The sequence below is a fragment of the Streptomyces sp. NPDC002671 genome (assembly GCF_053592475.1).
This window is the reverse complement of sequence record NZ_JBSFVU010000022.1, coordinates 143,250-163,288: the sequence shown is the minus strand read 5'-3', so window position 1 is coordinate 163,288 and position 20,039 is coordinate 143,250. Positions and strand designations below refer to the sequence as shown.

The 20,039-nt window shown below is 71.1% G+C and carries 17 protein-coding genes and 1 pseudogene; 7 read left to right on the top strand and 11 right to left on the bottom strand.

Annotation, left to right across the window (positions count from 1 at the left end; translation table 11 throughout):
* Window positions 1-176 precede the first annotated feature (176 nt).
* Window positions 177-914 carry a hypothetical protein gene (locus ACWD35_RS30540; RefSeq protein WP_451354545.1) on the bottom strand — a complete coding sequence of 246 codons (738 nt, stop codon included), beginning with the start codon at window positions 912-914 and terminating at the stop codon, window positions 177-179.
* 166 nt (window positions 915-1,080) lie between these two features.
* Window positions 1,081-1,356, bottom strand: a complete 276-nt coding sequence (locus ACWD35_RS30535; protein WP_451354544.1) for a hypothetical protein — start codon at window positions 1,354-1,356, stop codon at window positions 1,081-1,083.
* A gap of 281 nt (window positions 1,357-1,637) precedes the next feature.
* On the opposite strand from ACWD35_RS30535, the gene ACWD35_RS30530 reads away from it, so the two are divergent.
* From ACWD35_RS30530 to ACWD35_RS30510, 5 genes are read left to right on the top strand one after another with little or no spacing between them, the layout of a single operon-like run.
* Window positions 1,638-3,269, top strand: a complete 1,632-nt coding sequence (locus ACWD35_RS30530; RefSeq protein ID WP_451354557.1) for an ABC transporter substrate-binding protein — start codon at window positions 1,638-1,640, stop codon at window positions 3,267-3,269.
* A 4-nt stretch (window positions 3,270-3,273) separates the two neighbouring features.
* The gene (locus ACWD35_RS30525; protein WP_451354543.1) at window positions 3,274-4,230 is read left to right on the top strand and encodes an ABC transporter permease; all 957 of its coding nucleotides are present in this window, start codon (window positions 3,274-3,276) and stop codon (window positions 4,228-4,230) included.
* Window positions 4,230-6,209 carry a dipeptide/oligopeptide/nickel ABC transporter permease/ATP-binding protein gene (locus tag ACWD35_RS30520; protein ID WP_451354542.1) on the top strand — a complete coding sequence of 660 codons (1,980 nt, stop codon included), beginning with the start codon at window positions 4,230-4,232 and terminating at the stop codon, window positions 6,207-6,209. Before ACWD35_RS30525 ends, ACWD35_RS30520 begins: the two co-directional genes overlap by 1 nt.
* Window positions 6,206-7,213, top strand: coding sequence for an oligopeptide/dipeptide ABC transporter ATP-binding protein (locus tag ACWD35_RS30515; RefSeq protein ID WP_451354541.1), 1,008 nt, complete (start codon window positions 6,206-6,208; stop codon window positions 7,211-7,213). Before ACWD35_RS30520 ends, ACWD35_RS30515 begins: the two co-directional genes overlap by 4 nt.
* On the top strand, window positions 7,210-8,136 hold the full coding sequence (locus ACWD35_RS30510) for a dihydrodipicolinate synthase family protein (RefSeq protein ID WP_451354540.1): 927 nt from the start codon (window positions 7,210-7,212) through the stop codon (window positions 8,134-8,136). Before ACWD35_RS30515 ends, ACWD35_RS30510 begins: the two co-directional genes overlap by 4 nt.
* A 100-nt stretch (window positions 8,137-8,236) precedes the next feature.
* On the opposite strand, the gene ACWD35_RS30505 is transcribed toward ACWD35_RS30510, so the two are convergent.
* From ACWD35_RS30505 to ACWD35_RS30480, 6 genes are read right to left on the bottom strand one after another with little or no spacing between them, the layout of a single operon-like run.
* Window positions 8,237-9,226, bottom strand: a complete 990-nt coding sequence (locus ACWD35_RS30505; protein WP_451354539.1) for a hypothetical protein — start codon at window positions 9,224-9,226, stop codon at window positions 8,237-8,239.
* A 46-nt stretch (window positions 9,227-9,272) separates the two neighbouring features.
* On the bottom strand, window positions 9,273-10,253 hold the full coding sequence (locus ACWD35_RS30500; RefSeq protein ID WP_451354538.1) for an SCO2521 family protein: 981 nt from the start codon (window positions 10,251-10,253) through the stop codon (window positions 9,273-9,275).
* 1 nt (window position 10,254) lies between these two features.
* Window positions 10,255-11,235 (bottom strand): SCO2522 family protein, encoded by a 981-nt coding sequence (locus ACWD35_RS30495; RefSeq protein ID WP_451354537.1) that lies wholly within the window; start codon window positions 11,233-11,235, stop codon window positions 10,255-10,257.
* Entirely contained in the window at window positions 11,232-12,149 is a 918-nt protein-coding gene (locus ACWD35_RS30490) for an SCO2523 family variant P-loop protein (RefSeq protein WP_451354536.1), read from the bottom strand. Before ACWD35_RS30490 ends, ACWD35_RS30495 begins: the two co-directional genes overlap by 4 nt.
* 3 nt (window positions 12,150-12,152) lie before the next feature.
* Window positions 12,153-13,994: an SCO2524 family protein gene (locus tag ACWD35_RS30485; protein ID WP_451354535.1), complete on the bottom strand. Its 1,842-nt coding sequence runs from the start codon at window positions 13,992-13,994 to the stop codon at window positions 12,153-12,155.
* Window positions 13,995-14,050: 56 nt separating this feature from the next.
* Window positions 14,051-14,821, bottom strand: coding sequence for an SCO2525 family SAM-dependent methyltransferase (locus ACWD35_RS30480; RefSeq protein ID WP_451354534.1), 771 nt, complete (start codon window positions 14,819-14,821; stop codon window positions 14,051-14,053).
* Window positions 14,822-15,060: 239 nt separating this feature from the next.
* On the opposite strand from ACWD35_RS30480, the gene ACWD35_RS30475 reads away from it, so the two are divergent.
* Window positions 15,061-15,522 (top strand): N-acetyltransferase family protein, encoded by a 462-nt coding sequence (locus ACWD35_RS30475; protein WP_451354533.1) that lies wholly within the window; start codon window positions 15,061-15,063, stop codon window positions 15,520-15,522.
* Here the strand turns inward: ACWD35_RS30475 and ACWD35_RS30470 are convergent, their stop codons facing one another.
* From ACWD35_RS30470 to ACWD35_RS30460, 3 genes are all read right to left on the bottom strand, one after another.
* Complete coding sequence (locus ACWD35_RS30470) at window positions 15,523-16,734, bottom strand: sialidase family protein (protein ID WP_451354532.1); 1,212 nt, start codon at window positions 16,732-16,734, stop codon at window positions 15,523-15,525.
* A gap of 81 nt (window positions 16,735-16,815) precedes the next feature.
* Entirely contained in the window at window positions 16,816-17,499 is a 684-nt protein-coding gene (locus tag ACWD35_RS30465; RefSeq protein ID WP_451354531.1) for an ABC transporter ATP-binding protein, read from the bottom strand.
* Complete coding sequence (locus tag ACWD35_RS30460; RefSeq protein WP_451354530.1) at window positions 17,496-18,584, bottom strand: ABC transporter permease; 1,089 nt, start codon at window positions 18,582-18,584, stop codon at window positions 17,496-17,498. The genes ACWD35_RS30465 and ACWD35_RS30460 overlap by 4 nt, the downstream gene beginning before the upstream one ends.
* Before the next feature lie 171 nt (window positions 18,585-18,755).
* Here ACWD35_RS30460 and ACWD35_RS30455 point away from each other — a divergent pair.
* Window positions 18,756-19,955, top strand: a pseudogene (locus ACWD35_RS30455) (sensor histidine kinase); the annotation flags it as partial.
* Between the last annotated feature and the right edge of the window lie 84 nt (window positions 19,956-20,039).

Sequence of the window (20,039 nt, the reverse complement as noted above, 5' to 3'; positions counted from 1 at the left end):
CAGCGCAACGGGAGCGCCCTTGACTCGCCTCACGGAAGCACGACTCTACCGAGAAGCGAGTGGCCCAACGGCAACCAATCCAGCACCGGCCCACCCTCACCCCTCAGTGCCAGCCACCTCACAGGGTGAAGAACGATCCGAGCGCCAGGCTTCCTGAAGGGCGGTCTTCAAGGGCCTCAGCCCGTGGGGCGGCAGATGACCTCTGCGAGGATGTGCTGCGGGATGTCACTGCCGTTGTAGGCCCGGGTATCCCAGCCGAAGGACGAGGGGTACGAGGCGAAGAGACTGACCTGGTCGCCAACGTACTGGCCTCCGCCCACGGGAGTCTCGCCCGGCTTGCAGTACGCACCCGAGGAGCCGTCCGCGTGCCCCGACGGCTTGTCGAGCTGGCCCAGACGCATGATGTTCGTCGCGGTCGAGCAGATCACCTGCGCCGACATGATGCCGGGTTCAGAAGCGTAGTTGATTCCCTCGGCCGCCCAGTCACTCCCGTTCGTGATCGAGTCGGTCGCCAAGAACTGGGCGCGGTCGCCGGACAGGAAGTAGCCGCCGCCGCTGGCCGTGGTGCTGGACGGGCACTCCGCCCTCGCATAACCGACCTGCCCCGCCGGTACGGACTCCGAGGTCACCTCCCGCACGTAGTGGTAGGTCTGGTCGCAGATCACGTAGGCCGTGATGGTCGCCGGGGCGGTAGTGCTGTAGTTCCGGGCCTCCACGAACCAGCCGGTGGGGCTGCTGGCCCCGCTGGCGTTGTCGGACCGGGGAGTGCCGACCGAAATGGACAGGAAGGGGCCGGGCACACCACCGCCGCTGGTGTTGGCGCCGCCTCCGGTCGCGTAGTAGCCCGCGGGGCACTGCACCCATGCCGTCTGTACCTCGCTGGGGCCCATGCCCCTGGTTGCGCCAGTGACCATCACGGGCTGGGACAGGGCCGCAGCACGTGCCCGCCCTGGGGCCGGGCGGCCGGCCGGCGTCTCGTAAGCGACGGCGTTGCTCGCTCCTGCCAACAGGAGGACAGCGGTCAGGACAGTGGTGAGACGTCGGGTCCTCTGCGCGGTGGAATGCCTCACAGTGCTGCCGTTACCCCTCGGCCGCGAGTCGGCAGGCTGCCAAGGCCTCCGTCGCGGGGACATAGACCGCCCGCATTTCGAAGTAGCAGACCTGAATGCTCACCGGGGTGCCTTCGGCTGCGGTGACACAGGCATTTTCGACGACCTCGAGATTCACGCCGGGATGCTTCTCCAGCACCTGGTAGAAGCAGGCCTGCGGGGTCGCGTGGGCCGCCGGGGCCATAGCCACGGTGCCCCCGAGGGCGAGGGTGAGACCGCCGAGGGCGGCAGCGAGACGCTTGAGCATCACGGTTCCTTCCGAACGACAGCACGATTGGTAGCTCATTGCAGCTGATCCGTCACGGAGAGTACACGGCCTTTGGTGCGGGATGCCGCCGCAACTCACTGAACACGCGCCGCCATTGGCTCGACCTCTGGCGGCTACGCCATTCGCGCGCGGCGCCTTGACCGCCCCCGGGGCCGCTCCTATGGTCGCGCTACCGACCAGACGTAGGACGTAGGACGTCGTACCTCCCTCCTTCCTCCCCCTCCCCTCCCGACCTCGCTGGAGGAACCGTGCGCGACGACGTGACCGACGTGACCCACGACGTGCCGGCACCGCGCCGCCGGTCGTTCCTGAAGTTCACGGGGATGCTCGGCGCCGCAGCCGCACTGCCCCCCGCCCTGGCCGCCTGTTCCTCCGGGCCGGAGTCCACGAACGACACCGGCGGCGGAGGCAGCGGCAAGGACCGCACGCTGACCGCGGTGATCGGCTACGGCAACGACGGCAGCTGGGACCCGACGCAGACCGCGTCCGCGTTCGGCATGGCCGCCAACAACCACATCTACGAGGGGCTCCTCGACACCGACCCGATCTCCCGGGCGCCGTACCCGGCCCTGGCCACCGCGATCCCGAGCGACGCGAACGCCACCACCTGGCGGTTCGCCCTGCGCTCCGGCGCGACCTTCCACGACGGCAAGCCCGTCACCGCCGACGACGTCGTGTTCGTCTTCGACCGGATCCTCGACCCGAACACCCAGACCCTCGCCAAGGGGTTCTTCGCCGGCTGGCTGAAGGAGGTCAGGAAGGTCGACTCCCGCACCGTCGAACTCATCCTCAAGTTCCCCTTCCCGGACGGGCTTTCCCGGCTCACGCTCGCCAAGATCATGCCGAAGCACGTCTTCTCGCAGCCCGGTGCCTGGGACGACGCGATCAAGGGCAAGGCGATCGGCTCGGGGCCGTACCGGCAGACCGCGCACCACCCGAAGTCGAACACCACCTTCGAGGCTTACGCCGCCTACAACGGCCCCCGCCCGCCCGCCTTCAAGCGCATGAACTGGCTGACGATAGTGGACGCCGCTCCCCGCGTGGCCAAGATCTCCGGCAGCGACGCCGGTGCGCAGATCGCCGACAACATCCCCTACGCCAATATCCCGCGGCTGGAAAAGGGCGGGCTCACGGTCGCCGGCGGTGCCGGCATGAACAACCTCTTCATGATGTTCAACACCCAGCACAAGCCCTTCGACGACGTGCGGGTGCGGCAGGCTCTCCACTACGCCATCGACACCGACAAAATGGTGCAGGTCGCCCTGAAGGGGCACGGCAAGCCCGCGTCGTCGTTCCTCAACGAGGGCAACCCCAGCTACCGGCGGGCCAAGACCGTCTACGACTACGACCCCGAGAAGGCGAAGGCGCTGCTCAAGGCCGCCGGGGTCAGCAAGCTCAAGGTCAACATCCTGTCCAACAACGTCAGTTGGATCGTCGACTGCCTGCCCACCATCAAGTCCTCCTGGGACGCCATCGGTGTCGAGACCACCCTCTCGCCGCAGGAGACCACGGCCGTCTTCACCAAGATGGACCAGAAACAGGACTACCAAGTCGTCGTCGCCGCATCCAATCCCAACCAGTTCGGGCTCGACGCCGACCTGATCATGCACTACAACTACGGGCCCCAGAACGTCTGGATGCAGTACACCCGCTGGGCCGGCAACCCCGTCGCCAAGCAGCTCTTCAAGGACATGGACCGCGCCACCCAGGAGCCGGACCCGGCGAAGAAGGCCGCGATGATCCAGGACTACATCGACGTCGTCGCCGAGCAGGCCGTGCTCTACCCCGTCGTACACAACGAGCTGATGACCGCCTGGGACCCGCGCAAGCTCACCGGCATAAGGGCACAGCCGTACCCGGGCATCAACCTCCTTCAGGCCAAGTGGGTCTGACGGAATGACAGCGGTCGTACGGATCCTGCTGCGCCGTATCGCCCTGCTCGTGCCGCTGCTGCTCGGGATCGTGCTGTTCGTCTTCCTGGTGATGCGGTTCTCGGACGTCGACCCGGCGTCCGCGTTCTTCCAGGGAGCCAACCCGACCCCGCAGCAGCTGCACGACTTCCGGGAGCGCAACGGGCTGCTGGACCCGTTGCCCGTGCGGTACGTCCACTTCGTCGGCGATCTGCTCCACGGCGACCTCGGCACCAGCGCCCTGACCCGGGCGCCGGTCGTCGACCAGGTCACCACCGCGCTGCCGCTCACCCTCCAGCTGACCTTCCTGGGTCTCGCCCTCGCGGTCGTGCTGGCGCTGGCGGGCGGGGTCACGGCCGCCGTCTACCGGGACCGGCTGCCGGACCAGGTCATCCGGGTCGTCTCGCTCGTCGGAGTCGCCGCTCCCGGGTTCTGGCTGGCGCTGCTGATGATCCAGTACCTGGCGGTGGACCGGGGCTGGTTCCCGACCGGCGGGTACATCAACCCCGCCGACTCCTTCACCGGCTGGCTGAAGACCATGGCCCTGCCCGCGTTCGCCCTCTCCCTGCCGGTGGCCGCCCAGCTCACCCGGATCGTCCGGACCTCTGTCGTGGAAGAGCTGGACAAGGACTACGTGCGGACCGCGATCGGCAGCGGGCTGCCGCCACGGGTCGTCGTGGGGCGGAACGTGCTGCGCAACGCGCTCGTCAATCCGCTCACCGTGCTCGGGCTGCGCGTCGGCTATCTCCTCGGCGGTGCCGTCGTCATCGAGACGATCTTCTCGCTGCCCGGCATGGGCAAGCTGATGATCGACGCCGTGAAGAACGGGGATCCGGCGGTGGTGCAGGGAGTCGTGCTCACCACGGCCGCCGGGTTCGTCGTCGTCAATCTCGTCATCGACATCCTGTATCTGCTCGTCAACCCACGTCTCAGGGCGGCCTGATGAGTACACGCGCGAGCCTCACCGAGCGGCTGTCGCGGCCCGGCGGCGTCCGGCTGCGGGGCTGGGGGCGGCTGCCCACGCTGTCGAAGGCCGCCGTCTGCTTCCTGGCGGTCGTCGTCCTGGTCGCCGTACTCGCCCCGGTGCTCGCCCCGGACGACCCGCTCGACCAGCAGGATCCGGTCGACGGCAGCGGGCACCCGTCCGCCGCGCACTGGATGGGGCAGGACAGTCTGGGCCGGGACCTGCTCAGCCGGCTGATGTACGGCGCCCGCTGGTCGCTCGCGATCGGGCTCGGCGCCACCGCGCTCGCCCTGGTCGTGGGCGCGGTGCTCGGCGCGCTCGCCGCCACCTCCCGCAAGGCGGTCGACGAGACGCTGATGCGCTGCCTGGACGTGGTGATGGCCTTCCCGGGGATCGCCCTGGCCGCCGTGCTGGTCGCGGTCTTCGGTGGCGGGATCACCGTCCTGATCTGCGCGATCGCCTTCCTGTTCACCCCACCCGTGGCGCGGGTGGTGCGGGCCAACGTGCTCGACCAGTACGGGGAGGACTACGTCACCGCGGAACGGGTGATCGGCGCGCGCACTCCGCACATCGTGCTGCGGCATGTCGCCGTCAACTGTGCCGCGCCGGTCCTGGTGTTCTGTACGGTCCAGGTCGCCGAGGCCATCGTGTTCGAGGCCTCGCTGTCCTTCATCGGTGCCGGGGTCCGGCCCCCGGACCCGTCCTGGGGCAGTGTCATCGCCGACGGCAAGAACATGGTGCTGACCGGCGGCTGGTGGGCGACCGTCTTCCCCGGGCTGCTGATCCTCATCACCGTGCTGTCCCTCAACATCCTCTCCGAGGGCGTCTCGGACGCCTGGGCCGCCCTGGCGCCCCGGGAGGTGGAGGCTCCCGAGGATCGCGTGGAGACCCCGCAACCCGGTATCGGAGAGGCGGTCCGGCTCCCGGGGCTGACCGAGGCCGCCCGGCGGCTGCGCTCCCGGGCCCGGCCCCGCCCGGCGCCCGGCGGGCAGCCGGTGCTCGCGGTCGAGAACCTCGCCATCGGCTTCCCGGGCCGGCACCGGGGCGTGGACATCGTGGCCGGGGTCAGCTTCGAGGTGCACCCCGGTGAAGTGCTGGGCCTGGTCGGCGAGTCGGGCTGCGGCAAGTCACTGACCGCGCTCACCGTCATGGGGCTCCAGCCGAAGGGGGCCCGGGTGAGCGGCCAGGTGCGGTTCCAGCAGCGCGACCTGCTCGCCGAGCCCATGCGGGTGCGGCGGCGGCTGCTCGGGCACGAGATGGCGATGGTCTACCAGGACGCCCTGTCCTCGCTGAACCCGGCGATGACCATCCGCGCCCAGCTGAAGCAGCTCGTCCGGCGCGGTGGCCGCCGCAGCCCGCAGGAGCTGCTGTCGCTGGTCGGCCTCGACCCGGAGCGCACCCTGCGCAGCTATCCGCACGAACTCTCCGGCGGCCAGCGCCAGCGCGTCCTCATCGCCATGGCCCTGTCCCGGGACCCGCGGCTGATCGTCGCCGACGAGCCGACGACCGCCCTGGACGTCACCGTGCAGGCGCAGGTCATGGAGCTGCTGCTGCGGCTGCGCGAGGAACTGGGGTTCTCGCTGATCCTGGTCTCGCACGACCTGGCGCTGATCGCCGATGTCACCGACCGGGTGGCGGTGATGTACGGCGGGCAGATCGTGGAGACCGGGGTGACCGCCGACCTGGTCGAGGCACCGGCCCACCACTACACGCGCGGTCTGCTCGGCAGCGTGCTCTCGCTGGAGTCGGCCGAGGAACGGATGACGCAGATCAAGGGGGTCGTACCGTCCCCGGCCGACTTCCCGGCGGGCTGCCGGTTCGCCGACCGCTGCCCGGTCTCGACCGAGGTCTGCCACACGACCGTCCCCGTCCTCTCGGGCACCCCCACGCACACCGCCGCCTGCCACCATCCGGCCATCGAGCTGACCTCCACGGAGAGCGAGGAGGCCCTCCAGTGACCGCTGTCGTGGAAGTCCGGGACGCCCATGTCGTCCACAAGGCCCGCAGCGGCGGCCTGTTCACGCGGGACCGGGTGTACGCGCTGACCGGCGCCGGGCTCTCGGTCGCCCCCGGTGAGACGGTCGGTGTGGTCGGCGAGTCGGGGTGCGGGAAGTCGACGCTGGCGCAGGTGCTGGTGGGCATCCAGCGGCCGACCTCCGGGTCGGTGTCCTTCCACGGGCGCGACCTGTGGGCCATGCCGCCCGCCGAACGCCGGGCCACGGTCGGCGCGGGCACCGGCATGATCTTCCAGGACCCCGCCACCGCCCTGAACCGCCGGCTGACCGTACGCCGCGTCCTGCGCGACCCGCTGGACGTCCACCGGCGCGGCACCAAGGCCGAACGGGAGGAACGGGTGAGGGAGTTGATGGGGCTGGTCGGGCTCCCCCGGGCCCTCGCCGACGCCCTCCCGGGGCAGCTCTCCGGCGGGCAGCAGCAGCGGGTCGCCATCGCCCGCGCGCTCGCCCTGGACCCCGGGCTCGTCGTCGCCGACGAGCCGACCAGCGCCCTGGACGTGTCGGTCCGCGCGCAGATCCTCAACCTGCTGCTCGACCTGAAGGAACGCCTCGGTCTCGCGCTGGTGTTCGTCTCGCACGACATCCAGACGGTACGGCGGATGAGTGACCGCGTGATCACCATGTACTTGGGCCGGATCGTGGAGGAGACCCCGGCCGACCGGGTGACCGACGGCGCCCGGCACCCGTACACCCGCGCCCTGTTCTCGGCCACGCCCGGCCTGCTGGACCCCATCGACCCGATCCCGCTGACCGGCCCGGTGCCCTCGGCGACCCGCCCCCCGAGCGGCTGCCCCTTCCGCACCCGCTGCTGGAAGGCAGACGAGTTGTGCGCCGACGCGATGCCCGGCTTCTCGGCCGCGTCACGGCCCGGACACCGCTACCGCTGTCACCATCCTGTGAGGGAGGACCAGTCGACCCGAGATCTAGCCGCCAGGAGTCCTGAATGACCTTCCCCGCCCCGCTCACCGGTGTCGTACCGCCCGTCTGCACGCCCCTGACACCGGACCGCGAGGTGGACGTGCCCTCGCTGCTCAGGCTCGTCGACCATCTGCTGGAGGGCGGGGTGCACGGGCTGTTCCTGCTGGGCTCGACCTCGGAGGCAGCCTTTCTGACGGACCGGCAGCGCAAGCGGGTCGTGGAGACCGTCGTGGGCCATGTGGGCCGGCAGCTGCCGGTGCTGGCCGGGGTCATCGACATGACCACCCCGCGCGTCCTCGACCACGTCCGCGCCGTGACGAAGGCGGGCGCGCAGGCCGTCGTCGTCACCGCCCCCTTCTACGCCCGCACCCACCCCTCCGAGATCGTCCACCACTACCGCCGGATCGCCGCCGCCAGCCCGGTCCCGGTCATCGCCTACGACATCCCGGCCGCCGTGCACAGCAAGCTCCCCACCGACGTGGTGCTGGGGCTGGCGGCCGACCGGGTGCTGGCGGGGATCAAGGACTCCAGCGGGGACCTGGGCGCCTTCCGGGGGCTGGTCGCCGGGGCTCGCGCGCTCGCCGGGTTCAGTGTCCTGACCGGCTCCGAGGTGGTCGCGGACGCCGCGCTGGCGCTGGGCGCCGACGGGGCGGTGCCGGGCCTGGCCAACGTCGACCCGCACGGCTACGTCCGCCTCTACCGGCTGAGCCGGGCGGGTGACTGGGCGGGGGCGCGGGCCGAACAGGAGCGGCTGTGCGCGCTGTTCGGGCTGGTCGGCGTCGGGGATCCGGCGCGGATGGGCGGCAGCTCCTCGGCGCTGGGCGCGTTCAAGGCGGCGCTGCACATGCGCGGGATCATCGACTGCCCGGTGACGGCCGAGCCGCAGGTCCCGCTGTCCGGCGAGGAGGTCGAGAAGGTCGGCAAGTTCCTCGCGGCGGCCGGGCTGCTGTGACCCGCCAGGCCCTGGTCGCCACTGCGCCCGCCGCTCGCCCCGGACCCCCCGCGTGCGGGTTCGGGTCGAGGTACGGCGGACGCGGTTCGGGACCTTCGGTTCAGGTGCCGGTCGGCTCAGGGCCGCCGCGCAGCGTCCGGGCGCTGTCCGGCACGCCGTTGGGGCTGCCGCTCGGGCTGGCGTTCCACAGCTCGCCGAAGCGCCTGATCCGCTGCTGTACGTCGTCCTCGCGGGCGTTCACCGTCGTCCAGGAGTTCACGCTCAGCTGGTCGACGCCGATCTCGTAGGACAGCGCCCCGTCGAAGACGATGAAGTCGATCATCTTGCCGCGCTGGACGTACAGCGGGAGCTGGGACAGGGCCACCACCCGCACCTCGATGCGCACGTCCCGCTGCTCCTTGCAGATGTCCGCCAGCTGGGGGATGTCCGCAGGATTCCTGACGATGAACAGGCGCCTGACCTTCACACCTCGCTCGTCGATCGCTTTGCGCTGGGCCTCCAGATAGCGGCCGGCCGGTTCGGTGCTCCAGAAGTTCTGGTCGACGGAGGTGCTGATGGCGTCGATGCTCTTCCTGGCGCACTTGGTCAGGCCCAGCAGCCAGTCGTGGTTCTCCCCGGGGCATTCGGCGCTGAGGTTGGTCAGGTCGTCCATCTGGAGGGCGAGCCGGTTGATCTCCTCGCGTGCGAAGTCATGCAGGATCTGCGGGCCGATGGAGACCACGTGTGTGGCGCTCTCGGCGAGCCGGGGCACGCCGTCGTCGCGGAGCTTCTCCACCTCGTTGAAGAGCTTGGTGGCCCGCCCGATGTCGACGAAGCGTTTCTCGACGGAGCTCTTCAGATCGCCCAGCTGGTGCGCGAAGGTCACCATGAACTGGACGATCAGCACCGCGCCGCCGCACAGCACCGACAGGACCAGCTGCCACATGTCGTCGGCCGTCGGGGCCAGTACCGTGCTCAGCACGTACACCACGCCGCCCGCCAGCGCTGTGACGAGCAGCTTCTGTATCAGCTTCCACGCGACATCCTCCCTGCCGCGGTCATCTCTGTCGTCGTACGCGGTGTGGCCGCGCGGTGTGATCGTTCCGGTCATCTCGCTTTCTCCCCCCGTCGGGACCGTATGGGTGAGGGTTGTTCGGTCAGCGGGCCGCCAGCGCCTCGTCGCTGCGGGGCAGCAACGCTCTCAGGGCCATCTGGTCGCGGACGCGCTGCACCAGGTTCTGCCACTGGCGGGTGAAGCCGGGGCGCTGCTCCAGCGTCTGCCACAGCGGTGCGAGCGCCGGGTCGACGCGGGCCCTGGGCATCCAGACGTGCAGCAGATGTTCGACGAGGGGGCGCAGCACCTTCAGGGCGGCGCCCCCGTCCGCCGTTGCGAGCGGCAGGCCGTCGAGCTTGTGTCCGACGGTCGTGAGCAGCCAGTCGTGCAGGGCCAGGTCCTCGCAGAGTCCGGCGACTGCGTCGGGCGTGCTGTCCTCGGGTACGCGCAGTTCGGCGGTGCGCAGGCTGTCCTCGTCGTCGACGGTGAAGCTCACGAGGTGGGCCGGCGTCCCGGCGGGTGCGGGCAGGGCGGCCCAGCGCAGCCGGGTGCCGGAGGTCCGCAGCGGGGGGTTGTGGTCGAGCAGCCGGTGCTGCCGGGAGATCCGGGCCAGCAGACCCTCGGCGATGGAGCCGATGTCGAGCAGCTCCGGGGCGTGGGGGTCGTCCAGGAAGCCTTGGGCGACCGCCTCGCGCGGCAGGCGGCCCACGGGGACCAGCACGCCGGGGCGGACCAGGTAGTACCCCCACGGGCGGCGCCGGTCGGGTCCGGTGGCCGGAGCGGAGAAGTACGCCGTGGCCTGGAGCACCCGGCCCTCGGTGAGGGCGGCGCGGGCCGTCACCGTGCCGATCGCGCGGACCTTGGCGCCGCTCGCGGTGGGCAGCCGGCAGTCCACGCCGGTGAGGACGTCCGGGGAGAGCGCGTGCAGGTTGGGGCGCCGGGAGAGGCGGACTCGTTCGTCGGGGCGCAGTTGCAGCAGCCGTTGCGCGGCGCGGGCGCCGACGGCGTCGCGGGTGGGCAGCAGGCAGGTGCGGACCTCGCCGCACATCAGGGCCGGCCCCGCCGACCGCGCCTGGGCTCCCATGTCACAGCCCCGGCGGGAAGAGGTAGGAGGTGCGCGCCGCGACGTCCTCCGGCACCGTGAGCGCTTCCCGCTCGGCGCGCTCGACGACCTGGCCGACAGCGCGCGCGTCGACGTGCACCTGTTCCAGCACGACCCGCACGGCGTGCTCCACGGGCAGGAACCGGGTGGGCAGCACGCTGCACGTGTAGTAGGCGGTGAAGGACGGCGCGGAGGGATTGAGCCGCAGCAGGGGCGGCAGTGCGTCCCAGTCGTCGGGGAAGGCCTCCTGCTCCCACGGGGTGGGGGTCATCACGGGCCGGCCGTCGTCGCGCAGCAGTCCGAGGCGGGCCAGTTGCCAGACGGCGGCGAGGAACGCGCAGGACCAGGTGCGGTGTTCGCCGGCGTCGTCCCACAGCTCGACGTCGACGAAGACGGAGTGGCCGCGGGCCCCCGTCTCGCTGGGGGGCTGCCAGGCGCCGTCGGCGTCCAGCGCCGCGGAGGTGCGCCGGGTCGGTGCGCGTCTGCCGTTGGTGAGCCATCCGGTGCGGCTGACCGGCGGACGGAAGCCGGTGCTGCCGGGCGGCGGGGACTCCACCAACCGGTGCATCACGGAGTCGGCGAGGCCGGGCCGGTCCGGGCGGGCGGGGTCGGTCAGGGCGCAACCCGACTCGCGGGCCAGGTAGTCGATGGTCAGCCCGGCCCGCTCGGCCGCTCCCAGCAGGGTCGGTAACAGTTCGGCGGGGGTGGACAGCCGGCTGAAGTAGTCGTCGATCAGGAAGCAGGTGCTGATCCGGGGCCGGTTGCCGGTCGGCAGAGCGGCGGTCCAGGCGCGGGCGGTCTCGGCCCAGGGGCGTACGGCGGTGAAGTGGCGCACCAGCCGTTCGGCGCCCTCGGCGAAGTCCTCCATGTACAGGTGGCCCAGTTCCAGGGAGAGATGGGAGAAGGGGAGGGACGCGGTGACCGGGTCGGCGCTGGTCTCCCGGAAGGCGGCGGCTTCCGTCACAGTTGCCCCCAGTACTTGTCGTCGGTCAGCCGCTCCGCCAGTTCCACCAGCGCCTGCCGGGTCTTGAAGTTGGCGATCTTGCTGTCGAGCACGTCGTCGTCGGTGATGAGCTGTTCGCGCATCTGGAGCACGGGTTCCAGGGGGACCGATCCCAGGACGCGGGACTTGCCGATGTCCAGGGTGGCCGCCAGTTCCTCCAGCTTCTTGGTGCACTGGCGCATCCAGGCGTACTGGGCCGCGGGCATCTGCGCCCACTGCGGTGACTCCAGATCGGGCACGGCGGCCCGGACGAAGCGGACGGCGCCGAGAAGTGCCGTCCGGTCGTGCCCCATGGCCATGCCGTGGGACACGATGCCCTGCCGGCCGAAGACCAGTTCGGCGGCGGCCATGACGTGCTGCCGGGTCCAGCGGTGGTAGAGGAGCCAGCGGGCGGGGATGCGGCGCAGTTCGTCGCGGGCGGTGGCGGCCAGTGCCAGGTCCATGGCGTAGCTGCGTCCGGCGCTCAGGTCCACCACGATCAGGTCGAACTCGCGGTGCAGCCGCAGGAAGAGGTCGACGCAGCGGTGCAGGTTCTCCTCGTCGGTGACGAACTCCCCGCCGCCACGGTCGCCGGGCAGCAGGACCAGGCGTCCGGAGCCGCTGGGGCGGTCGCTGAGGACGGGGTGCTCGGTGCGGCTCCACACGTCGACGCGCAGCGGTTCGCCGGTCTTGCCCTTCAGGTAGGAGTGCAGGCCCCGGTTGTCGGCCTCCGCCTTGACGTTCGGGGTGTCGAAGACCGCGGTGGCGGTGGGTGAGCCGAAGTCGAAGTCCAGGTAGCAGACGTCGTCGCCGTCGAGGGCACGGCGGTAGGCGAGGTTGGCGCTGGTGACCGAACGGCCGGTGCCTCCCTTGTCGGAGGCGGCGAAGACGAGCACGGCTCACACTCCCTGGCGCCCGGCGGCCCTGGCGCGGGCCAGGGCGTCGAGCCTGCCGAGCACGCTCAGGGCGAGCGCGCAGGACGTACCGGGCTGGGTGTCGAGCAGTGCGCGGGCGCGGCGCAGGTCGGCCTCGATGCCCTTGAGTTCCGCGCCCTCCTGGCTCTTGGCGATGGGGGCGGGCTGTTCCATCTGCTCGGTGCCGAGGAGGTGGGTCGCCTCGCTGAGCAGGGAACGGGCCAGCGCCGCCGGTTCGGGGCTGCGGATCGGTGCCTGGGTGTAGAGCTGCTGGGCGGCGACCATGCACTCGGTGACGCGTTCGGTGATGCTCCAGGACAGCGATCCCGGGCGGGCCGGTGAGTCCGGGTAGGCCGCGTGCACGTTGTCCCACAGGCCGACGCCCTCGCCGTCGGGGATGCGCCGTGCCCACAGGTGGTCGAGGGTCTGTTCGGCGAGCCGGAGCAGCCGGTCGTGCGCGGCGATGTTCCGGGACAGGGCGCACAACTGGATCACCCGCTTGAGCAGTTGGGCCGAGAAGTCGGTCATCGTCCACCGCATGGGCGGGCCGAGGGGGTCGTCGGACTGGAGGGGCAGCGCGACGCCCGGGTTGTGCAGCAGGACCGCCGGGTCCTGGCGGGTGGTGCTGGAGGTGATCCGGCCGCGTTCGGCGAGGCGTTGCATGACGCCGACGGTGCGGGTGAGGTCGTCGTCGGTGGCGCGGCGCCGTACCAGGTCGTGGACGAGGATGGAGGCTACGGAGAGGGAGAAGTACTCCGATTCCAGTTGCTGGCCCGTGGTCCGCCAGGGGATGTCCTCCAGCGGCCATCTGTCGTCGTCGAAACGCGCGATGCCCGACCAGTACTGCTGGGTGATGGTCCAGCGCAGGCGCAGCGCGTCGGCGAGCTTCTGCTGCTCGGGGTTGAGCAGGCCGAGGACGAGGGTGCGGTCGGAGAACAGGTCCTGGATGCCGTCGAGGGCGACCACGGTGAAGTACAGGTACGGCACGCCGCGGGCCACGCCGTCGGGCTGGTCGCCGATCGTCTCGGCGGTCTCCACCTGGGGTGCGCCCTTGACCAGGCTCCAGGCCCAGCCGCATTCGAAGAGCCGGTTCTCGTTGCCGAGTTGCTCCTCCACGTCGACGCCGAGGACGACGCTCTCGCGGATGACGGCGCGCAGCGCCCGGAAGCGTTCCTGGAACTGCTGGAGGACCATCCGGTCCGGTGTGCGGCCCTGGCCGATGAGCCGGCACAGCGCCTGGCCCTGCGGTGACTCGACCTCGTAGACGTCGACGGTGAAGGATCTCAGCAGGCTGACCATGGCCGCGGTGAGGCGGTCGCTGGTCGCGCTGCGCAGTCTCTCGATGAGCTGGAGCGTGCCGGACCGCTCGGTCTTGGTCTGGTAGACCTTGAGGAATCCGAGGGTGGCCAGGCACAGGGTGACGGACAGGCTGAAGGAGTCGACGACGCCGAGGGCCCGCTGTTCTTTGGTCAGTTCCTGATCGGGGTCCTCGGCGGTGAAATAGTGCCCGCCGGAGAAGGTGGGGGTGTCGCCGGACCGGTGTTTCTCCATGAACTCGGTGAGCGCCCGGACCAGGCTCTCCGGGATCTCCGTGGCGTCGCCGACAGCCTTCAGGGATTTCTCGACGTCCGGCTGTGTGGTGTCGGGCGCGTCCAGCCTGAACGCGGGAACCTCGGTCGCGGGATACAGCAGGCACAGCAGCCGTTCGGCGTCGGCCACACTGCTGAGGCCACCCCATTCCCCCCAGTCCCATACGCCGTCCGGATACAAGTGACGAGCGATCGACTGCCAAATGGACAGAAGATTCTGTCTGGGTTTGATCTGCATCCCCATGCCCCTCACACAGGTATGTCACCCGGACGGCGAATTGGTATGAGCATTTCTCAGACGCCCCGGTGGCCGCAGGCGACGATCATTCCCGTGTACCCCTCGCGCAGCAGGCCCCCGGGCTTGCCGAGACGATGGATCTCGATTTTCGACGCGTATTTACCGAGAGTGTCCCGGACTTCCTGCTCGTCGATGTCGAGCGCGGGGAAATGACTCTCCCCCACCCAGTAGCCCCGGGAGTGCTCCATGAAGGCGGCGGCGAACGGAGCCTCGGGCTCCAGGGCGTTCATGAAGCAGCCGATGCCGCGCCGGAACTCCTCCAGCGAGGTGGTGATCGACTCGGCGACGAAGAACATGCTGCCCATCGCCCAGCGCTCGTCACTCGCGGAGAGGTCGAAGAGGTTGCCAGGCCGGGGGCGGACCCTCTGCGCGAAGCATGCCCGGGGGTCCCCGCAGCGCCGGCCGTAGGCCTCGTCCCGGCACAGGACGCCCCAGAACTTGTCCCACTGAGGCGCGTAGGAATCGCGCTGCCCGTTGAGGTACGCCACGTTCGCCGGCGAGCGCTCCAGGAGCGTGATCTTGTCGCACCAGGGGAGCATGCTGAGGGCGGGGTAGAGGTTGGGTCCTGCTCCGACGTCGATACCGGAAGCCACACCACCGGAAGCGCCGAAATGGCCGCTGAAATGATCGCGAACGATGCCGATGATCGCCTCGTCATCGGGATGCAGGACGAGGTAATTGTGCTTGATGTACTCCTGGGGATCGAAATCCTCCCAGGCGACATCATCGTTCAGCTTCTCCGCGCCGATCGGCGATCCCGAGGTCATTAACGCAGGGTAGCAGAGCAGTCGCACAGTGAACCCGCGCCACGCAAGATTCACCGCAGATGATCATTGAATTACGCCACGCGAACGTACACTTTCGGCCGCCCGACACACTTAACCACAATTGGCCCGAATCTCTCCTTGAACGGCCAGAATCAGTGGATCACGATGGGCGGAGCCGCGCCGATCGCGGGTTGAGCGATCAAATGCATACCGTCACATCAATATGCATGGGGGACGGAATGATTCCTCTTCCCGGGGACCAGCGGATCAGAAAGATCGTGGAGTCCGACCTGCCCGAGGTGCTGCGCCTCGATCAGGAGGCGTTCCCGGAGGGGCCGTATCCGTACTTCGCCCTGCGTCAGTTCCACGACGCCCTCGGGGACCATCTGCTCGTCGTGGACGGCGGCGACGGGCTGCGGGGCTATGTACTCGCCACCCCGCCGCACCGCGCCCGCAGCTGGATACTGAGCCTCATCGTCGGCCACGAGCTGCGCCGCAACGGCGTGGGCCGCGCGCTCATGACCGAGATGCTCCAGCAGCTGCGCAAGGAGGGCGCGAGCGAGGTCCTGCTCACCGTGGACCCAGCCAACGAATCCGCCGTGACGCTCTACCGCCACCTGGGTTTCGCGCCCTGGGGCCTCCCCCAGGAGGACTACTTCGGCCCGGGAGAACCGCGGCTGCGCATGCGCCTGGCATGGTGATCAGGTCCGGGACAGGCGCATGCGGCGGAACGCGATCGTCTCGTACGGTCCCGCCGTCCCCGTCTCGTAAAGGAGCCCGACCGTGGTGGGGCCCAGCTGGACCAGGTCGGAGTAAGCGGCCCGCCGGCCCGAGACGGTGAGCAGCCTGGTGAAGGTGTGGCCCGCGTCCGAGCTGGACCACAGGGCCATGGCGCGGCGCGCCGTCGGCACGGAGGGGGCCGAGAACAGCAGCGGGGTCACGGGGCCCCGCAGTTGCAGCACGCTGCCCTCGACCACCGGGACGTCGTTCAGCGTGGGCTGGACGGCGTAGGGCCGGTCGAGGGTCGTGCCGCCGTCGCTGCTGTAGGTGTCCAGGCGGTTGCCGCGGGCCGTGCCCTTCTGGTCGCGGGCATTGAAGTACAGGCGGCCGTCTGGGAGTTGGGCGGCGCTGGTCTCGTTGACGTTGGTCACGCCGTCGTGGGTGTCGGTCACGTAGCCGAGCCGCCAGGTGTGGCCGCCGTCGTCGCTGTAGAGGGCGTGGCCGCCGTGGTGTCCGGGCTCGTGGCCGGAGTCCGCGGAGCCCGGGGGCGGGGCGGTGGAGTGGTCGGCGGGGACCAGGAGGCGGCTGGGGGTCCCCCCTCTGGGGGAATGCGGGCCCCGGGTCAGGGCGACGGCGTGGCCGGGGCCGGTGGCGTACCAGCGCCAGCCGGGGCGCTTCACCTCGGCCGTGATCTCCTTCGGGGGCGTGAAGCGGCGGCCGTCGTCCCCGCTGCGCTGCACGAACACCCGGCGGCTCTGCCCGGGACCGACCTCGCCGCGCATGATCTGCGCCTCCGTGACGGTTCCGCCGTTGTACGAGGTGACGAGGACGACGTCGCCGGTGCGCGGGTCGACGACGGGCGACGGGTTGCCCCGGGTGTCCCCCTTCCCCGCGGCCACCACCCCGAGCGGGCCCCAGGTGCAGCCGCCGTCGGTGGAGCGCCGCAGGACGACGTCGATGTCACCGCTGTCGCCCCAGCCGTCGCGCCGGCCCTCGGCGAAGGCGAGGACCGTGCCGCGCCGGGTGACGACGGCGGCGGGGATGCGGTAGGCGGTGTAGCCGGCCGCGCCCGACACGTACGGCACCGAGGCGGTGCAGCCGCCGGTCGCGTGGACCGGATGGCCGGCCGTGAGTGAGGCGAGCGGGGTGAGCAGCGCGAGGCCGGTGAGGAGAGCACGGCTGAGCGGGGTCATCCGCTCATGTTCTCCGCAACCACCCGCCCCGGCGCGCAGCCCACGCCCGAGCCGGTACTGCGGCCCGCTTCCCGGGGCCGGTCAGCGGGCCGTCGCGGAGAGGCGGAGGCGTCCGTCATGGACTTCGGCGATCCGGTCGACCGCGGTCAGATGGGTGCGGTCGTGGGTGACCAGCACGGTGGCGGTGGCTCGCTCGTGGGTGAGGCGGGTGATCAGGTCGACGACGGCGGCACCGCGTTCGTGGTCGAGGGCGCTGGTGGGTTCGTCGACCAGGAGAAGGGTGGGGTCGTTCATCAGGGCCCGGGCGATGCCGACCCGCTGGCGCTGGCCGCCGGAGAGCTGGTGGGGACGCCGTCCGGCCTGGGCGGCGAGGCCCACGGCGTCGAGCAGTTCCAGGGCCCGGCCTCGGGCCTTGGCCGGTGAGCGCCCGTCGATCGAGGCCATCAGCTGGAGCTGCTCAGCCGCGGTGAGGGAGGCAAGCAGATGGGGCTGCTGGAAGACGATGCCGATCTTGTGGCGGCGTAGATCGGTCAGTTCCCCGCGGCTCATGCCGGTCGTGGTGACGCCGTCGACGGTGACGGTGCCGGCGTCGGGGGTGACGAGGGTGGCGGCGACGGCGAGGAGGCTGGACTTGCCGGAGCCGGAGGGGCCGACCACGGCGGTCAGCGTGCCCTTGGGCACCTCCAGGGTGACCTGGTCGAGGGCGGTCAGGCGGCCTTCGCCGTCGGGGTAGGTGAGGGTGATGTCGGACAGGTGCAGGCTCATCGGGCGCTCCCCAGAGCGGTCAGCGGGTCCACGGAGGTGATGCGGCGGACGGACAGGGCGGCCCCGAGCGTGCCGAGCAGGATCATCACGGCGGCGGGGACGAGGACGGTGGTGGGGGTGAGGAGGAACGGCACCACGTCCGACACGACGGTGGCGCCGAGAGCGGCGGCGATGCCGGTGCCGAGGAGGGTGCCGGCGGCGAGCAGGACGGCGGCCTGGCCGAGGGCGTCCCTGAGCAGGTGCGCGGTGGAGGCGCCGAGCGCCTTGAGGACGGCGATGTCAGCGCCGCGCTGGATGGTCCAGACGGTGAAGAAGGCGCCGACGACGAGGGCGGAGATGGCGAACAGGAAGCCGCGCATCAGCTGGAGGGAGCCGTTCTCGGAGGTGTAGGAGCCGATCGCGGACAGCGAGTCGGCCTTGGTGACGGTCTTCGTGCCGATGCTCCGGTCGGCGGCCGTGACATCGGCGCCGGCGGTGGTGTCCAGGGCGATCACGGTCGCGGTCGGACCGTCGCCGGTCCCACTGGGCGGTGCCGCCTGCCGCCAGGCGGTGAGGCTGGTCCAGATCACGGGGGTGTGACTGAAGGAGGCGTCCCCCTGTACGGCTGCCACCGTCAGCTTCCGACCGGCCAGGGTGAAGGTGTCGCCCGGCTTGACGCCCAGGTCCTCGGCGGCCGTGGTGGACAGCACCGCCGTACGCCCGTGGATCGTGCCGCCGTCGGGGGCCAGGCGGGACCCGGGCTGGACGCCGAAGGCGGAGACCGCGGTGGACCGGGCGCCCGCGGTGGCCTTGGTGGTGGCGATCCCGAGCGGTTCGGCGCGGGTGACCCCGGGCACCCTGGCCCACTGTTCCCACTGCCTGGCGGTCACGGTGGAGTTGGAGTACGACAGGCTCTGCTGCCCGCCGGGCGCGGCGAAGGCGATCCTGTCGACGGGCAGGCCGGTGATCGCGGAGATGTTCTGCCGGCCCAGACCGGCGGTCAGTCCGGACAGCAGCCCGACCAGCAGGGTGATCAGTGTGATGACGGTTCCCATCAGGGCGAACCGGCCCTTGGCGAACCTCAGATCTCTCCAGGCGACAAACACGGCTTCGGCTGCTCTCTGCGGTGGTGGATGCGGTGTGCCCCCACCGTCGCCGCCCGCACCCCGCCCGGGCATCTGGCGGCGGAGAGCACTTCGCGGACCGAACGGCGGCGCCCGGATTGCAACTTTCGGCAGAGGCCGGGGCGCGGATCGCTTCCTTACCCTGGAAGCACTGTGAACACCGCCGCTCCCGCCCTGACCCCGACCACCCGGACTCTGTCCTGGTGCCTGCACCTGCTGGTCGTCGGCCTCCTCGCGCTGGCCGCCGTACGGGCGTTGACCGGCCCCGGGCCGCATTCCGCGCCGGCCGTCGCCGTGGCCGCGGTGTGCGGGCTCGTGTACGCGGCAGGCCCGCTCGTGCCCCGGATCCGCGGCGACCGGCGGGCCGCCGCCTGGTGGCTGGCCGCCGTCGGCGCGGTGTGGCTGGTGCTGCTGGCGCTGTCTGCCGACGGGGTGTGGGTCGCCTTCCCGCTGTACTTCCTCCAGCTCCATCTGCTGCCGCGCCGGGCCGGACTGGCCGCCGTGGCCTCGACCGCGCTCGCGGCGATCACGGCCTACGCCGCCCATCAGGGCTCCTTCAGCGCGGCGATGGCGATCGGCCCGGCGCTCGGAGCCGCCGTCGCGGTCGCGGTGGTGTGGGGGTACCAGGCGCTGTACCGGGAGAGCGAACGGCGTCGGCGCCTGATCGAGGAACTCACCGCCACCCGCGCGGACCTGGCCGAGGCCCAGCACACCGCGGGTGTGCTGGCCGAACGCGAGCGCCTGGCCCGCGAGATCCACGACACGCTCGCCCAGGGTCTGTCCAGCATCCAGCTGCTGCTGCGCGCCGCCGAACGGACCCTGCCCGCCGCCCCGGAGAACGCCGCGCGCTACGTCGGCCAGGCCCGCCAGGCCGCGGTCGACAACCTCGCCGAGGCTCGCCGCTTCGTCGCCGCCCTCTCCCCGCCCGCCCTGGAAGGCAGCACCCTGGTGGACGCGCTGGAGCGCCTGTGTGCCACCACGGGCACCCGGCACCGGCTCACCGTCCGCTTCCGTCTCAGCGGTGAGCCGGTTCCCCTGCCGACCGCCCACGAGGTCGCCCTGCTGCGCATCGCCCAGTCCGCACTGGCCAACACCGTCCACCACGCGCGGGCCGGCGCCGTGGAGGTCACGCTCGGCCACCTCCGCGACCAGGTCACCCTCGCCGTCGTCGACGACGGCGTCGGGTTCGACCCCGGCCGTCTGCCCGCGCCGGACCCCGAGACGGGCGGCTTCGGCCTGGCCGCCATGCACGCCCGCATCCGGGCCCTCGGCGGCACGCTGACCATCGAGTCCGCCCCCGGCCACGGCACCGCCCTGACCGCCCGGCTCCCGCTCACGCCGGCCGCCGAATCCGGGACCGCGCCCGCCTTGGCCGAGACCCCGCCGGACAAGACCGGGATCCTGCCCGTCCGGACGGTGACCCGGCCCACCGGCACC

Excerpts from the sequence above, each read along its gene's own strand:
- ACWD35_RS30540 (WP_451354545.1), bottom strand. The coding sequence starts at position 914 with ATGGTCACTGGCGCAACCAGGGGCATGGGCCCCAGCGAGGTACAGACG.
- ACWD35_RS30535 (WP_451354544.1), bottom strand. The coding sequence starts at position 1,356 with ATGCTCAAGCGTCTCGCTGCCGCCCTCGGCGGTCTCACCCTCGCCCTC.
- ACWD35_RS30525 (WP_451354543.1), top strand. The coding sequence starts at position 3,274 with ATGACAGCGGTCGTACGGATCCTGCTGCGCCGTATCGCCCTGCTCGTG.
- ACWD35_RS30520 (WP_451354542.1), top strand. The coding sequence starts at position 4,230 with ATGAGTACACGCGCGAGCCTCACCGAGCGGCTGTCGCGGCCCGGCGGC.
- ACWD35_RS30510 (WP_451354540.1), top strand. The coding sequence starts at position 7,210 with ATGACCTTCCCCGCCCCGCTCACCGGTGTCGTACCGCCCGTCTGCACG.
- ACWD35_RS30505 (WP_451354539.1), bottom strand. The coding sequence starts at position 9,226 with ATGACCGGAACGATCACACCGCGCGGCCACACCGCGTACGACGACAGA.
- ACWD35_RS30500 (WP_451354538.1), bottom strand. The coding sequence starts at position 10,253 with ATGGGAGCCCAGGCGCGGTCGGCGGGGCCGGCCCTGATGTGCGGCGAG.
- ACWD35_RS30485 (WP_451354535.1), bottom strand. The coding sequence starts at position 13,994 with ATGCAGATCAAACCCAGACAGAATCTTCTGTCCATTTGGCAGTCGATC.
- ACWD35_RS30480 (WP_451354534.1), bottom strand. The coding sequence starts at position 14,821 with ATGACCTCGGGATCGCCGATCGGCGCGGAGAAGCTGAACGATGATGTC.
- ACWD35_RS30475 (WP_451354533.1), top strand. The coding sequence starts at position 15,061 with ATGATTCCTCTTCCCGGGGACCAGCGGATCAGAAAGATCGTGGAGTCC.
- ACWD35_RS30470 (WP_451354532.1), bottom strand. The coding sequence starts at position 16,734 with ATGACCCCGCTCAGCCGTGCTCTCCTCACCGGCCTCGCGCTGCTCACC.
- ACWD35_RS30465 (WP_451354531.1), bottom strand. The coding sequence starts at position 17,499 with ATGAGCCTGCACCTGTCCGACATCACCCTCACCTACCCCGACGGCGAA.